This window comes from Bradyrhizobium oligotrophicum, from assembly GCF_051168495.1.
Taxonomy (GTDB): Bacteria; Pseudomonadota; Alphaproteobacteria; order Rhizobiales; family Xanthobacteraceae; genus Bradyrhizobium; species Bradyrhizobium oligotrophicum_A.
Map to the genome: position 1 here is coordinate 192162 of NZ_JBNPVB010000014.1, position 17758 is coordinate 209919.

Below are 17758 nucleotides of genomic sequence, written 5' to 3' on the forward strand. Positions count from 1 at the left end.
CAGATGCATTAATCCCTCCCGGTGCAGCCGGCCGACGCCGGCCGCATCGGGAGGACTCCACAATGTCGATTCAGGCAGGCGAGCTCGGCACGGCCTCCCGCGCACCGGGATGGCGCACGCCGCTCGTCATCATCGTCTGCGGCTGCGCCATTGCGCTCTTGAGCTTCGGTCCGCGCTCGACCATCGGCTTCTTCGTGCAGCCGATGAGCCGCGAATTCGCCTGGGGCCGCGACGTGTTCGGGCTGGCCATCGCCGTCCAGAACCTGCTGTGGGGACTCGGCCAGCCGCTCGCTGGCGCGATTGCCGACCGCTTCGGCGTCATGCGCGTGATCTGCGTCGGCGCGCTGCTCTATGCCGGTGGCCTGCTGATGATGCGCTATGCCGACTCGCCGCTGTCGCTGAACATCGGCGCCGGCGTGCTGGTCGGCTTCGGCCTGTCCGGCTGTTCGTTCAACCTGATCCTGTCCGCTTTCAGCAAGCTGCTGCCGCCGGAGCGGCGCGGCCTCGCGCTCGGCGCCGGCACGGCCGCGGGCTCACTCGGCCAGTTCCTGTTCGCGCCCTTCGGTGTCGCGCTGATCGATCAGTTCGGCTGGCAGAGCGCGCTGATGGTGTTCGCGACGTTGATGCTGTTCATCCTGCCGCTGTCGCTCGCGGTGGCGACGCCGCCGGCCGCCGAACCGAAGCCGTCCGATGCCGAGCAGCAATCGTTCACGACCGCGCTGATGGAGGCCTTCGGTCATCGCTCCTACGTGCTGCTGGTGCTGGGCTTCTTCACCTGCGGCTTCCAGCTTGCCTTCATCACGGTGCATCTGCCGGCGTTCCTGGTCGATCGCGGCCTGTCCGCCCATGTCGGCGGCTGGGTGATCGCGGCGATCGGCCTGTTCAACATCATCGGCTCGCTAAGCGTCGGCTGGCTGCAGAGCCGGCTGCCGAAGCGCTATATCCTGTCCTTCATCTATTTCACCCGCGCGCTGGCGACGCTCGCCTTCATCTCGTTCCCGATCACGCCGGCCTCCGCCATCGCCTTCGGCGCGGTGTCGGGTCTCGCCTGGCTCTCCACCGTGCCGCCGACCTCGTCGCTGGTCGCGATCATGTTCGGCACCCGTTGGCTCGCCACGCTCTATGGTTTTGCCTTCGTCAGCCATCAGGTCGGCGGCTTCCTCGGCGTCTGGCTCGGCGGCATCGTGTTCGAGCGCTATGGCTCCTATACGCCGATCTGGTGGCTCTCGATTCTGTTCGGCGTGCTCTCGGCGCTGATCAACCTGCCGATCGTCGAGAAGCCGGTGGCGCGCGCCGTGCCTGCCACCTGAGTTGCGCGGCCGACCCGATCGGCTAAATAGGGCCGCAGACGCAAAGAGAACGCAGGGAGTGCCGCTGTGGGAACGTTCAAGGCGATCCGGATCGACAAGGCCGACAAGGGAACGACGGCCGCGCTGACGCAGTTCGACGAGGCCGAGCTGATGGACGGCGACGTCACGGTGAAGGTCGAATGGTCGACCCTGAACTACAAGGACGGGCTGGCGCTGACCGGCAAGGCGCCGGTTGTCCGCCGCTTCCCGATGATCGCCGGCATCGATTTCGCCGGCACCGTCGAGCAGTCGAGCCACCCGCAGTGGAAGCCCGGCGACGCCGTGATCTGCACCGGCTGGGGCATGGGCGAGACCCATCTCGGCGCCTATGCCGAGAAAGCACGGGTCAAGGGTGACTGGCTGGTCGGCCTGCCGCAGGGCCTGTCGGCCCGCGACGCCATGGCGATCGGCACGGCAGGCTTCACGGCCATGCTGGCGGTCCTGGCTCTGGAGAAGCACGGGGTGACGCCGGCCAGCGGCCCGGTGGTGGTGACGGGCGCGGCGGGCGGCGTCGGCTCGGTGGCGATCGCCGTGCTCGCCAGGTTCGGCCACCACGTCATCGCCTCGACCGGGCGTCTGGCCGAGACCGACTATCTCAAATCGCTCGGCGCCGCGGAGGTCATCGACCGCAACGACCTGTCCGGAGCGGCCAAGCCGCTGGCCAAGGAACGCTGGGCGGGGGGCGTCGACAGCGTCGGCTCCAACACGCTCGCCAATCTGCTGTCGATGACGAAGTACGGCGGCGCGATTGCGGCCTGCGGACTGGCCGCCGGCATGGACCTGCCGTCCTCGGTCGCTCCGTTCATTTTGCGCGGCGTGTGCCTTCTCGGCATCGATTCCGTGATGTGTCCGCTGCCGGCGCGCAATCTCGCCTGGGCCCGCCTCGCATCAGACCTGGACCGCTCAAAACTGTCTGAAATTACTCACGAAATCCCGTTGGACGAAGTCGCCTCGCTCGGCCCGAAGATTCTGGCCGGCCAGGTCCGCGGCCGCACGGTGGTAAGAATATCCTGAGGATGTTCAGACTTTTCAAACCATGCTGCTCCATTGTTGCCACGGTTGGTATGGTAAGCATGGCGTAAAGATACCGCCTTACCCGCTGTGTAGGGTTTAGTGGGAGTTGGATGCATGTTCGGGCGTTTTTTGCTGGGGACCGTGACGGCGGGCGCCGTGGTCGCTCCTGCGCTTGCGGGATCCATGACGGCCGACGAAGCGCGCAAATTCGTGGCCGGAAAGGTGTTCGCCTTCACCTGTGTCGACGGCACCCGCGGGGCCGGCCGCGTTCTCGATGACATGGGCGCCGCCGGTGCGGTGCAGTTCTCGGGTTCGGGTCCGGTTCGTCACATCCGTCTGCCCGGCAACACGCTGCAGATCCGAGGCCAGAACGTGTGCGCCTCGATCAAGGGCATGCCGTTCGAGCCCTGCTTCAACCTCGACAAGAAAGACGAGCGCAGCTTTCGCGGCTCGGTCTCCGGCCTCGGCGCCTTTGCCTATTGCGATTTCCAGCACCAGGGCGGTGCCACCATGCTGATGGCCCGCGCGGTGGCGCGGCCTCGGACAGCGCGTGCCGCCGCAGCGGCTGCGGATCCGTCACATACCGAAGTGGCCGCGCGGGTCGAGACGCCGCGGGTGGAGCGTAGCAAGGTGGAGCCCGTGAAGGCCGAACCTGCGAAGGCCGACAGCACCAAGTCGGAAAGCGCGAAGGCCGATGCTGCCTCGGAACTGCGCCGTTCGACCGACTAGTTGTTAGTTCGCGCATCATCGAAAAGCGGCTCCGTATCAACATACGGAAACATTTTTCCTTCGACCGCACGCTGCTGGTCATTGCGCCGTAGTCGTACGGACGGCTAAATTCATGCCTCGGTAGCGACTCGCGATGCAGTTTGCGAGCCGGGGGGTGGGCCCAATAGAAAGGGTCGTAAATGTCGCTCTATTTCTTCCGGATCAGCCAGGGTCGCTATTCCGGCGCTGCTGATCAGCCTTACGAATTCGCCAACCGGGAATCCGCCTGGAACGAACTGACGGCCGTCTGCTCGGATCTGATCGGTGGAATCTCGAAGACGTTGCAGCAGGGGGCCGAGTGGCAGATGGAACTGCTCGACGAGGCCAAGCAGCCGGTGTTCCGTATCCGCCTGCTTTCGGAGGCGGTCGGCTGAGTTCGCGGATCATCGGGGATGATCCGAACCGCCGGCCGGTGGGATTGCGGGCGCTATGGCGTCACAAATGGTCTCCGTCCAAACCGGTCCTCTGAGCCCAAACTCCCCGTCTGGTTCGCTGAAGCCGAAGTCCGTCGGTGCCCCTGCCGCGCCGAGCGTTGCCATCGCCTCGGCTTCATGCGCCCATTTGCGCGGGGCCTGCATGCCAGGGGAGCTGCCGGCTCCACGGCCAACGGACTCCCCGGAAAGATCCTCTTTGACGCATCGTGAGCTGCAAGGCGTCTATGGCGGTTTTCTAAGCACCGCTCATGCGTCCGCGGTGAATATTTTACATGATCTCTCGGTAGTCCTACGGGTTCCGATTAATCTTCGGTAAGTCGGTTTGGTTCCCAATGACGTCGTCAGAGCGGAACGGAGACTCCGGACCGATCGGGGCCTCGTGATCCTCTGACCTCGACGCCGCACAGCGCAGACCTGTTTGCTCAGGCCATCTCGCTTGAAGAGAGCGGCGAGTTGCTCAGTCAACTGGGGTCATAGTGTCCACAATGTCCATCCGGAAGAAGATCATCTCCGTCATCGCGTTCATGCTCGTCGCGATGTGCGGCCTCGGCGCGCTCGCCGTTACCAGCATGCAGTCGATCAACGCGAACACGGTCGACATTGCCACCAATTGGTTGCCCAGCGTGCGCGCGATCGGAGAATTGCGCGCCGACATCAACCTGCTGCGGATCGCACTCCGTGCGCATGTGATGGCGGAGGCGGCCGAGGCCAAGCAGGCTGCCGACAAGCGGGTCTCGGGCATCCTCGACACCATCAACAAGGACCGCAAGACCTACGAGCCGATGATCGCGTCGGCCGAGGAACGCGCGATCTACGACAACTGGGTGCAGGCCTGGGAGAAGTACGTCGTCGTCGTCAGGCAGGTCATGGACGAATCGAACAAGAGCGTCGGGCGGGCTCCGCGCGAGGCCACCGAGCTGCTGGAAAAGTCGGCCGCGGCGATCGCGCGCGACGCCGACAAGTACTTCATCCAGGACATCGACTATAATAACAAGGGTGCCGACGCCGCGACGCGCCAGGCCGCCGAGAGCTTCTCGCGTGCGATCTGGCTCGTCGTGTCGATCATCGCCGCAGCCGTCATCACCGGCGTCGCGGTCGGTTTCTATCTGGTGCACAACGTTTCGTCCGGCATCGGCTCGATCATCAAGCCGATGCAGGAACTGGCCAAGGGAGACCTGAGCGCCGAGGTGACGCATCGCGGCGAACCGACCGAAATCGGTGCGATGGCCGACACCCTGCAGGTCTTCAAGGAAGCGCTGATCGCCAAGAAGGAGGCCGACCAGCTCGCGGCTGTCGATGCCGAGGCGAAGATCGAACGCGGCCTCCGCGTCGACAGCATCACGCGCCAGTTCGAGGCGACGATCGGCGAGATCGTGCAGACCGTGTCGTCAGCCTCGACCGAGCTCGAGCATTCCGCCGGCTCGCTGTCCTCGACTGCAACCCGTTCGCAGGAAATCTCGACCGCGGTCGCGGCAGCCTCGGAGGAGGCTTCGACCAACGTGCAGTCGGTCGCGTCGGCGACCGAGGAGCTGTCCTCGTCGATCACCGAAATCAGCCGCCAGGTGCAGGAATCCGCCCGCATGGCCACCGAGGCCGTGGACCAGGCGCGCATGACCAACGATCGCGTCAGCGAGCTGAGCAAGGCCGCGGCGCGCATCGGCGACGTGGTCGAGCTGATCAACACGATCGCGGGCCAGACCAACCTGCTGGCGCTGAACGCGACCATCGAGGCGGCGCGCGCCGGCGAGGCCGGCCGCGGCTTTGCCGTCGTGGCGTCCGAGGTGAAGGCGCTCGCCGAGCAGACCGCCAAGGCGACCGACGAGATCGGTCAGCAGGTCTCGGGCATCCAGGCCGCGACGCAGGAATCGGTCGGCGCCATCCGGGCGATCTCCACGACCATCGAGCGGCTGTCGGAGATTTCCTCGGCCATCGCCGCGGCCGTGGAAGAGCAGGGCGCCGCGACGCAGGAGATCTCGCGCAACGTTCAGCAGGCCTCGGAGGGCACGCAGCAGGTCTCGGCCAATGTCGTCAACGTCCAGCGCGGCGCGACGGAAACCGGCACGGCGTCCACGCATGTGCTCTCCGCGGCGCAGTCGCTCGCCACGGACAGCGACCGCTTGAAGCGCGAAGTCGCATCATTCCTGGAATCGGTGCGCGCGGCCTAGGTGATTGCACCGTTCTCCGGGCGGGCTCCGTATTAGTACGAAGTTCAGCATTAACGGAGATTTACGGACGAGGCGGCAAACTGCGCTCTCAGCAGTTGCCGCCTTTTTCGTTCCGCAACGGTGAGCAGGCCATCGCGATGGTCGCGGATGGACATACCGGCGTGCGGGACGTTTTTCTTTCGGAGGATCAGGACGTGTCCAAGCTTTCCATTCGCTTCAAGGTCATCGCCGTCATCGCCTTCATGCTGGTGGTGATGTCGTGCATGGGCGTACTGGCGTTGCAAAGCATGCGGGACATCAATGCGCGGACGGTCGATATCGCCAGCAACTGGCTGCCGAGCGTGCGGGTGCTTGGCGCGCTCCGCGCCGACATCAACGTCTACCGCCTGACGCTCCGGGCCCATGTGATGGCGCTGACGGCCGAAGCCAAGGCCAACAACGACAAGCGCATGGCCGATACGCTTGAGAAGGTGAAGAAGGACATCAAGGCCTATCAGCCGCTGATCTCGAACGCCGAGGAGCGCGGCATCTACGAGGCCTGGACGCGCGCCTGGGACAAATACACGGCCGAGGCCGACAAGGTGCTCGAGGTGTCGCGCAAGAGCATCGGGAAACTGCCCGACGACGTCGATGCCCTGTTCAAGCCCGCCGGCGCGGCGGCGACCGCGTCGGAGGACATTCTGACCAAAGCGATCGACTACAACGACAGGGGGGCGGAAGCGGCCACGCGCGGCGCCGCCGACGCCTACAACAACACGTTCTGGGTCGTGACGTCCATCATTCTCGCCGCAGTCGCCGCCGGCGTCGCCGTGGGCTTCTACGTCGTTCGGGACGTCTCATCGGGCATCGCCTCGATCATCGCGCCGATGCAGGCGCTCGGGCATGGCGATCTCAGCGCCGCGGTGCCGTATCGCGGCGAGCCGACCGAAATCGGCGCGATGGCCGATACCCTGCAGGTGTTTAAGGAGGCCCTGATCGCCAAGAGGGATGCCGACGAGCGCGCGGCACAGGACGCCCAAGCCAAGATCGAACGCGGCCGCCGCGTCGATGGCATCACGCGCCAGTTCGAGGCGACGATCGGCGAGATCGTGCAGACGGTGTCGTCGGCCTCGACCGAGCTCGAACATTCCGCCGGCTCGCTGTCGTCGACTGCGTCACGGTCGCAGAAGATCTCGACCCAGGTCGCAGCGGCATCGGAAGAAGCCTCGACCAACGTGCAGTCGGTCGCCTCGGCCACCGAGGAACTGTCATCCTCGATCACCGAGATCAGCCGGCAGGTGCAGGAATCGGCGCGCATGGCCTCGGAAGCCGTCTCGCAGGCGCGCCAGACCAATGACCGCGTGGGCGAATTGTCGAAGGCGGCAGCGCGCATCGGCGACGTCGTCGAGCTGATCAATTCGATCGCCGGCCAGACCAACCTGCTGGCACTGAACGCCACCATCGAGGCGGCGCGCGCCGGCGAGGCCGGCCGCGGCTTTGCGGTGGTCGCCTCCGAGGTGAAGGCGCTGGCCGAGCAGACCGCAAAGGCCACCGGCGAGATCGGCCAGCAGATCGGCAGCATCCAGGCGGCGACGCAGGAATCCGTGGGCGCCATCCGCGACATCTCCGGCACCATCGAGCGGCTGTCGGAAATCTCCTCGGCGATCGCGGCCGCAGTCGAGGAGCAGGGCGCGGCGACGCAGGAGATTTCGCGCAACGTCCAGCAGGCGGCGCATGGCACGCAACAAGTGTCGTCGAACGTCGTCGACGTCCAGCGCGGCGCAACCGAGACCGGCACGGCGTCGTCGCACGTGCTGAGTGCGGCCAAGTCGCTGGCGACCGACAGCGACCGGCTGAAGCGCGAGGTGGCCTCGTTCCTGCAGTCGGTCAGGGCTGCCTGATCATCACGCTGCAGGCTGAGCCGGCGGCGCCTGCTGCTGCCGTCGGAACAGCACCTTCTGGTACAGCCAGCCGATCGCGACCAGCACGAGGCCGAGGCCGATGAACGACAGCGCGCGCCAGACGCCGGTCAGCGCGGACATGTCGACCAGGAAGGCCTTGAGGATCGTCAGCGCGATCACGATCGCGGAGGCGAGGCGGGCGCGCTGCGACTGCACGACGATGCCGATGCCGAGCAGCAGCACGCCGAACGCAAGCCAGGCGATCGAGTAGGTGTACTGCTCGGCGGCGCTGGTCACCCCCGACATCAGGTCGGGGCCGTGATAGAGGCGGCGGATCTCCAGGCTCACATAGGACAGCGCCAGGATCAGCGCGCCCGCGGCCAGCGTGTTGCCGTAGGCCGGCGGACGGCGTCCTGCGACCGCGTAGGACAGCAGCAGCATCAGCACCGCTGGAAACGCGTAGGCCAGGATCAGGATGTTGAGCAGGCCGCCCTTGATCGCGACGTCCGAGACCATCGGATTCTCCAGCACGAGCAGCCCGACCACGGTGGCGCCGCCGGCGAAGCCGGTCAGGATCACCGCGCCGATGTCGTGCATGATGCTGTGGCTGCGCATCCGCAGCCGCTCCAGCCCGATCGCGAGCGCCAGCGCGACGCAGACGTCGAGCCCGATCTCGGCGAGCGAGGGCACCGCCAGCATGTCGCCGTCGTTGACGGCGTGGCGGATCTCCAGGAACGCCAGCAGGGTTGTGAACAGGATCGCGGCGCCTTCGACCGCGCGCAGCGGCGCGTCGTCGCCATGGCGGCGCATCAAGGTGCTCGCGCCCCAGAACGACGCGGCCGGCACGCCATAGCCCCACAGCAGCCAGTTGAAGATCGGTGTGGTACCGACATCGGCGCCGACGATGCGCGGATCGTGGCCGATGCGCAGCACCACGAGGCCGGCGAAGGCAGCCGCCAGCGTGCGCAGGAACGGGATCGGCCGGCTCTCGAAGACCCAGGCGGTGCCGAGCGACATCAGCGCCAGAGCGATCGTCAGCCAGCCCTTCTCCAGCGCAAAGGTCAGCGCCAGCGCCAGTGCCGCCAGCGTGCCGGTGGCGAACAGCGCGATCGAGGCATTGAGGCCCGGGCGCTCCTCGCGCCGGCTCAGCGCCTCGGTCGCGGCGGCAAAGCCGGCGGCGAGCACGACCGCGAGGATCGCGAACGGAATCGAGCGGTCGAGATGGGCGATGCGCGCGTACAGCGCGACCAGCAGAGCAATCGGCGTGAACACGCCGGCCGCCGACCACACCACCGGCACGATCACATTGTTCGAGCGTCCCTGCGCCAGGAAGCCGGCGCCGCCGAAGCCTGCCGCGAAGATCGCGGCCGTCACCAGATGCCACGACACCGACGCGCCGAGCGGGTTCGGCCCCATGCCGGGCAGCGCGCCGCCGGGCAGCACCAGCAGGTCCGGATTGTCGCGCAGCGCCCATTCGGCGAACACGAGAAACACCGCGGCCGCCGCGGCGGCGACCGCTCCGGTCGCGCTCGGCGCCCGCCAGGCGACCGCGAGCGTCGCCGCGATCAGCACCGTGAAGCCGATCAGCGCCAGCCCGTCGTGGAAGCTCGCCAGCACGATCAGCATCGCGCCGAGCAGATAGGCGGCGAGCCCGACCGAGGAGATCGGCTCGACCTCGTCATTGCCGGTGTCGGGACCGAACAGGAAGCCGCAGACCACGATCAGCGCGGCGAGACCGAAGCCAGCCGTCACGTGGAAGACGTGCGGCGCGACGGTCTCGACGCCGATGTCGAGGCCGGGCAGGGTCCACAGGAACGACAGCCCGATCGTGGTCATGGCGAGCCAGCGCCACAGCCGCACGCGCGCCAGCGCGAACGCGGCGGCGGTGACGATGGCGAGATAGATGTAGAGCGCCCAGTAGTTCGGCTCGCCCGTCGAGACCAGCACCGGTGTGGTGAAGGCGGCGACGAGGCCGAGGCCGGCCAGCGCCGGGCCATGCAGCAGCGCGGCCGCCAGCGTGCCCAGCGCGACCACGCCGAGCAGCACGAAGGCGATCGCGGGCGGCAGGAAGTCATAGAGCGCGTAGGACGCGTAGACGGTGGCGAACGCGACCGCCGTGCCGGCCGCGGTCAGGATCGCCGGGATGTTGGCGATCGGCAGCGCCGCGATCTGCGAGATGCTCTCCTTGCGCCGCGTCCATTCGCCGGCCGCGAGCAGCGCGGCCGCGAACAGCGCGCCGAGCGCGACGCGCACCTCGGGGCCGACGAGGCCAGCCTCGATCGAATAGCGCACCATGAAGAAGCCGCCGAGCGCCAAGGTCAGCCCGCCGATCCACACCACCCAGCTCGTACCGATCCGTTCCTCGAAGCTGGCCGCGGGCTGCGGCATCGGCGGCGGTACGAACGGTGGCGGCTGATCGGCGGTCTCGTCGGCCGTCATGGCCGCCGGCTGCGAGACGGGCTCTGCCATCTCCGGCAAGGGTGGCGGCATCGGCGGAGTCGCGGCGGGCTCCTCGAACGGGCTGAGCGGCGGCGCTGCCGGCACCACCGGCGCGACGGCTATCGGGCGGGCCGCCTCGAGCGTGGCCAGCCGGGCCTGCACCTCGGCCAATCGGTTGGAGATCCGGCGCGCGAAGGCGAGCGCTGCGAACGCGACCAGCAGCGCGATCCAATCGAGAGGCCAATAGAACATCACGCGGAGATATCCTGAAAACGGACGGCGCCGGGCGGCGTCGCGGAGGGGAGGGACGGGGGCGGCCCCGAATCGGCCGACGGCATCGGTGGGCCAATCGATGGCCGTCGTCCCTCTGTGTCAAACCGCGGAACAAAAGTTCATGCCGCACTGGTATGCGGCTACGCTGCCACCGCAGCTCAGTCCAACTCGATCCGGAACGGCGTGCCGTCGACCATCATCGTGCCGGGCCCGATGGCGTCCAGCGCACGAACCATGCGGCCTTCGCGCCCCAGCGCCCTGTCGGCGAGGCTGACGATGAGGCGGTTGGGCGAGGCGATCGGCGAGGCGGCGCGGATCGCCCGGGCGATGTCGAACTCGTCGCGGTGCGGATTGAGCGCGCAGGCGGTCGCGAAGGCGCTCGCGGTGGAGCGGCTGATGCCGGCATAGCAGTGGATCACCAGCGGCGCCGCACGGTCCCAGCCGCGCACGAAGTCCAGCACCTGCGTGACGTGGTCCTCGTTCGGCGCCATGAAGCCCGGGAGCTGCTCGGTGATGTCGTCGACCGAGACCCGCAGATGGTTCTCGGGCCGGATGGTGGGCGGCCGCTGCACCTGCTCGACATTGGCCATGATGGTGAGCACGTGACTGGCGCCGGAGAGGCGCACGGTCTCGTGCAGGGCGGCGAGCGAGCAGACGTGGATCATGGCAGGCCTTTTCACGCCCGATTATACGCGTGCCCGCGTGAGGGCAAAAGCGGATTGGACAGGCCCGGTCTGCGTCGGCCGCAGGGCGTCAGCGGGTGTTCTTGAGCTGCCGCAGCTCCTGGCGGGCCAGATGCGCCTTGCCCTCGATCTCGGCGTTCAGGCGCTCGAGATGGTCGAGCACACGTTCACGGTTGGGCGAGGAGACCTCGACCGGCTTCTCGGACCACGGACGGCGCACGAACAGGGCCACCATGGCGACGGCCAAGGCGGTCAGGAGCGGAAAGCTCATGGCAACGAGCTGGTGCGTGGTCATCGAAGACCTCCCAGGATCCACTGACCCAGCAAATGTATGAGCACTCCGGTGACAATGCAAACGACGCCTGAGCCATAAATCAGGCCGGCCGGGGTATTCGGCGGCAGCACCCCGTAGACGAACTGGGCCAGCGGCACGAAGGTGCCTGCGGTGACGATGGCCGTGGCCAGCGTATTGACCCAGTTGGCGGCCAACTTCAGCCGCTCATTGCGGCGCTCTTCCGGCGTCAGCGGCATGGCGTCAATCTCGATCTGGCGGAAACCACGAGAGGCAGACAACGGGTCATCGATCCCGGCGAGGCTGGTCATCCTTTTTCGGCTTTCGTTCCTTTCGACCGGCATTTATGGCTTCGAGAAATGCCTTTTTCCCCAGGAACGCCGCCACAGTCGCGGTGTAAACCGCGGTCGCCGGCCAACCGACCAGTCCCACGACGGCTCCGACGAGGCCCGCGACGACGACCTCCGCGCCACGGCGTGAGTCCAGTAGCTCTGCAAGCTTGCCAATGATAGGGATTGCCTTGAAGGCTGTTTTTCGCAACTGGGGTTCGGAAACCTGACTGCCGCTCAGCTCCGCGCGCGCGGTGATGTCGATAGCCTCGGACGCAAGGTGTCGCAGTTCGCCGACGATCTCGGATGCAGAGTTGATGCGTAGCGTCGCAAGAGTCTCGGCGACAAACTCAAGGCGTTCTGCCAGCCGCTTCAGCTCATCGGTGCAGGATGTCCGCAATCGGCTTCTGGGCTCGTCTAAGCTGCCACCGGCGCGTTGGTCGAGTTCGCGCGACTCCCGTCGGCCTTTGGTACTGTTCCTCGTCTTGACAGATCGACGGAGGTCGATGATGGCACTGTGCAAGGTGGTCTTACCGCCGCTCCAGGTCTGATCGGGGAGGAGAGCAATCTCCGTCTCCAGCCTCGTCCGCGCCGCAAAAGACAAATCATCCCAGATCGTGCGGCCATGCATCCAGGCATCATACCATTCGATCCAGCCGTCACTTGGATCGCGGTCGCAACCGATCGTCTCGGATTTTGCCCGGTCCCACGATCTGAAAAAATGCTCCCGGATCGGCTCATGCGTTCTGGCTTCGCCCCAAAGCGGCATGGCGGTAACGCTTGCCCGCTCCGTCGCCTCTTCCAACAGACCTACGTCTTCCGAAACCGCTGAATAGAAAAATTCATCAGCCTTGAACGGGGCGTATGTTGTTATTGCTGCATGTGCTCTCTCGACGCACGCTGCATTGGAAGAGGCGTCCGCGAGCGCGGCAGCAGCTGCTCGCGCCGACGACGCAGCGTCGGCAAGGCTTGGCAACTGATTGCCTAAAGTAACTTCACGGATAGCCGCCCGCGCTCTCTGTGAAGCCTGTGAAAACTCAATGCTCTTGGCGCGGGATGGGTACTGTGCCGAAACGCGCGCCAGCATCAGACATCTGACGGCAGCCAAACAAATCTGCGGTGCTTTCTCGTCGGCTCCGTAATTGCTGACAAGAACCGTAAAAGCCCGGCCAGCAGCACGCGCCGCCAAAATGGCACCATCCTGCATTCGGTGGCTGGGATGGCGGGTCGCAACCCAAGATTCGACGTCGGCACCGCTCGCAATCTGCAAAGTATCCCCCACCGCGAGCAAATTATTCTGTGTCTCCGATTTTGGATCGAGGAGTCAAGATTTGCAAGCATCAGAGCAGTCGATCCGTTCCAGGCGCCGCGTAGCGGAGCCGTCAGCTAGCAATGCCGTGAGCTGCATGAGCAGTCGCAGCGTGGTCTTCGGCCGATATGAACTTGCTCGAATACTTCTTCAAGCGTGAACGGCGTTGAAGCGGGCCAGGAACTGCTTCTCGGCCTTGGCTGCGCTCCACGGCGTCAGATACTCCGTCACCGTCGCATCCGCCAGGCCGGGATCGCGGCCGAACAGGCGTTTCGCCTCGCTTTCGGAAAAGCCCGCGAGCCGGGTCGCCTCGAGATAAGCGGCGCCGCGGTCGGCGGCCTTGATCTGGCGCTCGATCTCGGGCGCGAGCTCCGCCGGCAGGCCGAAGCGGATGTGGATCGCGCCGAGCAGCCGCTTCTCGACGCTCTTGTAGCCGTCGCCGAGCACCGCCTTGAACGGCGAGATCATGTCGCCGATGACGTATTCCGGCGCGTCGTGCAGCAGGGCGGCGAGCCGCAGCCTGGCATCGATGTTGGGTTTGCGCGCGCGCATCACCGTCTCGACCAGCAGCGTGTGCTGGGCGACGGAGAAGATGTGCGCGCCGGACGTCTGGCCGTTCCAGCGCGCGACGCGCGCCAGCCCATGGGCGATGTCGGCAACCTCGACGTCGAGCGGCGAGGGATCGATCAGGTTGAGCCGCCGGCCGGACAGCATGCGCTGCCAGACGCGGTCGTGCCCGCTCGGGGCCGTCTTGGTGGTCATTTGATCTTGAGGCGCGGGGTGCGGCGCTGGCCGCTGCAGGTTTCGTGGCAGAAGCAGGTGACGAGATGGTCATTGACCATGCCGGTCGCCTGCATGAAGGCGTAGACGATCGTGGGGCCGACGAACTTGAAGCCGCGCGCGGCCAGCTCCTTGGACATCTTGATCGACAGTGGCGTCGAGGCCGGCACGCTCGCGGTGGTCTTGAATGCATTGACCTTCGGCGCGCCGTCCATGAAGTCCCACAGCAGCTTCGAGAAACCGGGACCCTTGTCCTGAATATCGAGCCAGGACTTTGCGCTCAAAATCGCGCCCTCGATCTTGGCGCGGTTGCGCACGATGCCGGCATCGTTCATCAGCGCATGAATCTTCTTGTCGGAGTAGCGCGCGATCTTCGCCGGCTGGAAGTCATCGAAGGCGCGGCGGAAATTCTCGCGCTTGCGTAAAATCGTGATCCACGACAGTCCGGCCTGGAAGCCGTCGAGGATCAGCTTCTCGTACAGGGCGCGATCGTCATATTCCGGCACGCCCCACTCGGTGTCGTGATAGGCGACATAGAGCGGATCGCTGCCCGGCCAGGGGCAGCGCGTCAGACCATCGGGATGGACGACCGCGGCGCGGCTCATGTGAACCTGCTCAGGCGACCGTCTGTTTCGGCGCGCCCTGCAGCGCATCGGGATCGGCGACGCGCAACGTCAGACCGCCGGCGGTGAGCGCGGTGCCGGCCTCCATCGCCTCGGCGGCGCGGTCGATGCGCAGCAGCGCCATGCCCTTCCGCTGCGCGGCCGAGCCCATCGTGCCGACCGTCTTGTCGCCGGCCAGAATTGGCGTGCCCGGCTCGGGACTTTCCCCGTCGAGCAGCACTTGCGCCGCGCGCGTGCGCGTGGTGCCGCGATGATGCATGCGGCTGACGACCTCCTGGCCGACATAGCAGCCCTTGCCGATGTCGACGCCGTGCAGCCGGTCCATGTTGGTCTCGTGCGGGAAGGCGTCGCCATACATGAAGTCGAGCCCGCCGCGCGGCACGCTGCAATCGATGCGATGCGCCTCATAGGCGTCGGCTGCGACGACCTCGGCGCCCAGCGCTGCGGCAACGTCCTGGAGCGAACTCTGTGACGCAATGACGCGCGCGCCGAGGGTCTCGTGACGCGGATCGATGAAGCTCGGTTCCGGCGTGGCGCCGACGGCGCCATCCCAGACCGCGATCACGCCGACCTGGTCGGAGAGGTTGCCGACCGCGACCTTGGCCCTGAGCTTGTAGACGTTGAGCTTGTCGCTCAGCGCCTGCGCCAGCGCGCGCGGACAGTCGAGCAGGAAGCGCTCGCCGCCCTCGCTCGACGACGACACCTGCGTCACCAGGAAATCGACGATGATCTTGCCCTGCGGCGTCAGCAGCGCGCCGAACCGGGCCTCGCCCGGGTGGAGCTTGCCGACGTCGGTGGTGAAGAGCCCGTTGAGGAACTTGCGTGCATCGTCGCCGCTGACCTGGACCACGCCCCGGTCGTCGAGAAACGTCGCTTTCATTCGAAAAACCTCTTGCGACAGGCCGCACTGAAACGTAAGCCGCCCTGGCATAAACCACAAGGCTGAAACGCCCCCGCGCGGTGGCTTCATTCTAAAGATCGAGACGTCGCCGTCCTGAGGGACCAGCAAATGGGCAGGCGCGCAGCATGATCGATCTGCCTTGAGGTGATCAGGAGAATGAAATCCTATGAGGGGTTCATGAGCCAACGCTTCCAAGTCATTCTGAAATCCGGCACCGTGGTCAATCAGGACGGCGAAGGCGTCCGCGACATCGGTATTTCAGATGGACGCATCGTGGAGATCGGCGATCTCGGCACAGCCTCCGCGGCCGAGATCATCGACTGCAACGGCCTGCACGTGCTGCCCGGCGTGATCGACACCCAGGTGCATTTCCGCGAGCCCGGCCTGACCCACAAGGAGGATCTCGAAACCGGCTCGCGCAGCGCCGTGATGGGCGGCGTCACCGCCGTGTTCGAGATGCCCAACACCAATCCGCTGACGGTGACCGAAGAGGCGTTCACGGCCAAGGTCGCCGCCGGCCGCCATCGCATGCATTGCGACTTCGCCTTCTTCATCGGCGGCACCCGGGAGAACGTCGACCAGCTGCCGGTGCTGGAGCGCGCCGAAGGCTGCGCCGGCGTCAAGGTGTTCGTCGGCTCGTCGACCGGCTCATTGCTGGTCGAGGACGACGACTCGCTGCGCCGCATCTTCCAGGTGATTCGCCGCCGCGCCGCGTTCCACGCCGAGGACGAGTACCGCCTCAACGAGCGCAAGGGGCTTCGCGTCGAGAACGATCCGCGCTCGCACCCGGTGTGGCGCGACGAGGGGGCGGCGCTGCGCGCCACCCAGCGCCTCGTCAATCTCGCGCACGAGACCGGCAAGCGCATCCACGTGCTGCACATCTCGACCAAGGAAGAGATCGTCTATCTGCGCGACCACAAGGACGTCGCCACCGTCGAGGCGACGCCGCATCATCTCACCTTGGCGGCGCCCGAGTGCTACGAGCGGCTCGGCACCTATGCGCAGATGAATCCGCCGGTGCGATCAGTCGACCATCGCGACGTCATCTGGTGGGGCGTCCATCAGGGCATCGTCGACATCCTCGGCTCCGACCACGCGCCGCATACGGCCGAGGAAAAGGCCAAGACCTATCCCGCCTCGCCCTCCGGCATGACCGGCGTGCAGACACTGGTCCCGATCATGCTCGACCACGTCAACGCCGGCCGCCTGTCGCTGCAACGTTTCGTCGACCTCACCAGCGCCGGCCCCGCCCGCATCTACAACATCGCCCGCAAGGGCCGCATCGCCGCCGGCTACGACGCCGACCTCACCATCGTCGACCTCAAGCGCAGCGAGACCATCACCAACAAATGGGTCGCCTCCAAAGCCGGCTGGACACCCTATGACGGCGTCCGCGTGACCGGCTGGCCGGTCGGCACCTTCGTGCGTGGAAAGCGTGTGATGTGGCAGGGCGAACTGCTGACCCCGGCTGCGGGTGAGCCGGTGCGGTTCATGGAGACGCTGAAGGCGTAGGTCCAGCTATACCCACCGCTGTCATCCCCGCGAAGGCGGGGATCCAGTACTCACCGGCAGGGGTGATTGACCGCGAGGTCACGGCGTACTGGATGCCCGCCGTCGCGGGCATGACTGAGAGTTTGTCGCGGTAGGGTGGGCAAAGGCGTGCGTCGCGAAGCGGCGTGCCGTGCCCACCATGCCTCTCCGACGTCGCGGCTCGACGGTGGGCACGCTTCGCTTTGCCCACCCTACGATTCATTTGCCAATGGTGCTCGTCGGGCAAATCAGTTGTGCGATTTGTTTGTCCAGCTTGGCGTTCATGCCAAACGATTCGTGCGGGTCCCATGTGTTGAAAAAGCGAATTTCGCGTACCGTCTCAACACGATCGCGCCTACGACATCGTCTGCACCGAAAATTTCGCTTTCGTTTTTTCGGAATCCGTGTCACTTCTCCTTGCATCCCGCCTCAACGAGAGGGGCGTACGCGCGGTCGTCACGAGACGCGAGGCGGGGAGGCGGTGGACGTGTCGGGTTGCAGCGCGGCTTCGGCTGGCGCGGACGAACAATCTCGATGCGGACGTGAAGTCGTGTGGTCCTGGCCTCCCGATGCCGAGGTCAAGCCTGCGATTGGTGCGAGAGCGCCAGCGCGGGTGATGGGGGCAAGACAGCCGGTCCCCAGGGAGAGCACGAGATAAGCGTTAAACCCATCGCGCAGGGAAGGCTGGGCTCATCCGGCTGCACCTGTGGTTCCTGCCCCGTGCTTCTTGTTCGCACGGGGGCCATGGGCGTCAGCCGACGCTCAGCCTTCCCTGCGCCCTCGACCTTGCGAGGGACGTCGATCGGTCATCGCTCGGACGCAAATTGCGCCGCGAGGACGACGTTGTGTGCCCAACGCTGTTTGTCATCTGTGCAGACGATTGCCGATGTCGGCAAAGCTAATGCTGTTGCGACCACGGCACGATTGAGCGTTCGAGCGGTAGGATGAGCAAAGCAGCCGCCCGCAGGGCGGTCGCGTGCCCACCGGAG

The 17758-nt window shown here is 66.1% G+C and carries 15 protein-coding genes; 7 read left to right on the top strand and 8 right to left on the bottom strand.

Annotated elements, in window-relative coordinates; translation table 11 throughout:
• Positions 1-62 precede the first annotated feature (62 nt).
• The 6 genes from ACQR1B_RS24965 (at position 63) to ACQR1B_RS24990 (ending at position 7610) form a co-directional block, all read left to right on the top strand.
• Complete coding sequence (locus ACQR1B_RS24965) at positions 63-1310, top strand: MFS transporter (protein ID WP_434836632.1); 1248 nt, start codon at positions 63-65, stop codon at positions 1308-1310.
• Positions 1311-1376: 66 nt separating this feature from the next.
• A complete protein-coding gene (acuI, locus tag ACQR1B_RS24970; protein WP_434836633.1) occupies positions 1377-2363 on the top strand; it encodes an acrylyl-CoA reductase (NADPH) in 987 nt (328 codons plus the stop codon).
• A gap of 114 nt (positions 2364-2477) precedes the next feature.
• Complete coding sequence (locus ACQR1B_RS24975) at positions 2478-3092, top strand: hypothetical protein (RefSeq protein WP_434836634.1); 615 nt, start codon at positions 2478-2480, stop codon at positions 3090-3092.
• Between the two features lie 179 nt (positions 3093-3271).
• A complete protein-coding gene (locus ACQR1B_RS24980; protein ID WP_434836635.1) occupies positions 3272-3505 on the top strand; it encodes a DUF6894 family protein in 234 nt (77 codons plus the stop codon).
• A 536-nt stretch (positions 3506-4041) separates the two neighbouring features.
• On the top strand, positions 4042-5730 hold the full coding sequence (locus ACQR1B_RS24985) for a methyl-accepting chemotaxis protein (protein WP_434836636.1): 1689 nt from the start codon (positions 4042-4044) through the stop codon (positions 5728-5730).
• A 194-nt stretch (positions 5731-5924) separates the two neighbouring features.
• A complete protein-coding gene (locus ACQR1B_RS24990; RefSeq protein ID WP_434836637.1) occupies positions 5925-7610 on the top strand; it encodes a methyl-accepting chemotaxis protein in 1686 nt (561 codons plus the stop codon).
• 3 nt (positions 7611-7613) lie between these two features.
• On the opposite strand, the gene ACQR1B_RS24995 is transcribed toward ACQR1B_RS24990, so the two are convergent.
• The 8 genes from ACQR1B_RS24995 to ACQR1B_RS25030 form a co-directional block, all read right to left on the bottom strand.
• The gene (locus ACQR1B_RS24995; protein WP_434836638.1) at positions 7614-10301 is read right to left on the bottom strand and encodes a DUF2339 domain-containing protein; all 2688 of its coding nucleotides are present in this window, start codon (positions 10299-10301) and stop codon (positions 7614-7616) included.
• A 179-nt stretch (positions 10302-10480) separates the two neighbouring features.
• The gene (locus tag ACQR1B_RS25000; protein ID WP_434836639.1) at positions 10481-10987 is read right to left on the bottom strand and encodes a tyrosine phosphatase family protein; all 507 of its coding nucleotides are present in this window, start codon (positions 10985-10987) and stop codon (positions 10481-10483) included.
• Positions 10988-11075: 88 nt separating this feature from the next.
• Positions 11076-11300 (bottom strand): hypothetical protein, encoded by a 225-nt coding sequence (locus tag ACQR1B_RS25005; protein ID WP_434836640.1) that lies wholly within the window; start codon positions 11298-11300, stop codon positions 11076-11078.
• On the bottom strand, positions 11297-11608 hold the full coding sequence (locus ACQR1B_RS25010; protein ID WP_434836641.1) for a hypothetical protein: 312 nt from the start codon (positions 11606-11608) through the stop codon (positions 11297-11299). Before ACQR1B_RS25010 ends, ACQR1B_RS25005 begins: the two co-directional genes overlap by 4 nt.
• Positions 11583-12917, bottom strand: a complete 1335-nt coding sequence (locus tag ACQR1B_RS25015) for a hypothetical protein (RefSeq protein ID WP_434836642.1) — start codon at positions 12915-12917, stop codon at positions 11583-11585. Before ACQR1B_RS25015 ends, ACQR1B_RS25010 begins: the two co-directional genes overlap by 26 nt.
• A 168-nt stretch (positions 12918-13085) precedes the next feature.
• Entirely contained in the window at positions 13086-13697 is a 612-nt protein-coding gene (locus ACQR1B_RS25020) for a YfbR-like 5'-deoxynucleotidase (RefSeq protein ID WP_434836643.1), read from the bottom strand.
• Entirely contained in the window at positions 13694-14320 is a 627-nt protein-coding gene (locus tag ACQR1B_RS25025) for a DNA-3-methyladenine glycosylase I (RefSeq protein ID WP_434836644.1), read from the bottom strand. Before ACQR1B_RS25025 ends, ACQR1B_RS25020 begins: the two co-directional genes overlap by 4 nt.
• Positions 14321-14330: 10 nt before the next feature.
• Positions 14331-15218 carry a YgfZ/GcvT domain-containing protein gene (locus ACQR1B_RS25030; RefSeq protein WP_434836645.1) on the bottom strand — a complete coding sequence of 296 codons (888 nt, stop codon included), beginning with the start codon at positions 15216-15218 and terminating at the stop codon, positions 14331-14333.
• 198 nt (positions 15219-15416) lie between these two features.
• Here ACQR1B_RS25030 and ACQR1B_RS25035 point away from each other — a divergent pair, with 198 nt between their 5' ends.
• A complete protein-coding gene (locus tag ACQR1B_RS25035) occupies positions 15417-16751 on the top strand; it encodes a dihydroorotase (protein ID WP_434836646.1) in 1335 nt (444 codons plus the stop codon).
• Positions 16752-17758: the final 1007 nt, after the last annotated feature.

Coding starts and splice junctions, on each gene's coding strand:
- ACQR1B_RS24965 (WP_434836632.1), top strand. CDS start 63: ATGTCGATTCAGGCAGGCGAGCTCGGCACGGCCTCCCGCGCACCGGGA.
- ACQR1B_RS24975 (WP_434836634.1), top strand. CDS start 2,478: ATGTTCGGGCGTTTTTTGCTGGGGACCGTGACGGCGGGCGCCGTGGTC.
- ACQR1B_RS24980 (WP_434836635.1), top strand. CDS start 3,272: ATGTCGCTCTATTTCTTCCGGATCAGCCAGGGTCGCTATTCCGGCGCT.
- ACQR1B_RS24995 (WP_434836638.1), bottom strand. CDS start 10,301: ATGTTCTATTGGCCTCTCGATTGGATCGCGCTGCTGGTCGCGTTCGCA.
- ACQR1B_RS25000 (WP_434836639.1), bottom strand. CDS start 10,987: ATGATCCACGTCTGCTCGCTCGCCGCCCTGCACGAGACCGTGCGCCTC.
- ACQR1B_RS25005 (WP_434836640.1), bottom strand. CDS start 11,300: ATGACCACGCACCAGCTCGTTGCCATGAGCTTTCCGCTCCTGACCGCC.
- ACQR1B_RS25010 (WP_434836641.1), bottom strand. CDS start 11,608: ATGACCAGCCTCGCCGGGATCGATGACCCGTTGTCTGCCTCTCGTGGT.
- ACQR1B_RS25020 (WP_434836643.1), bottom strand. CDS start 13,697: ATGACCACCAAGACGGCCCCGAGCGGGCACGACCGCGTCTGGCAGCGC.
- ACQR1B_RS25025 (WP_434836644.1), bottom strand. CDS start 14,320: ATGAGCCGCGCCGCGGTCGTCCATCCCGATGGTCTGACGCGCTGCCCC.
- ACQR1B_RS25030 (WP_434836645.1), bottom strand. CDS start 15,218: ATGAAAGCGACGTTTCTCGACGACCGGGGCGTGGTCCAGGTCAGCGGC.
- ACQR1B_RS25035 (WP_434836646.1), top strand. CDS start 15,417: ATGAGCCAACGCTTCCAAGTCATTCTGAAATCCGGCACCGTGGTCAAT.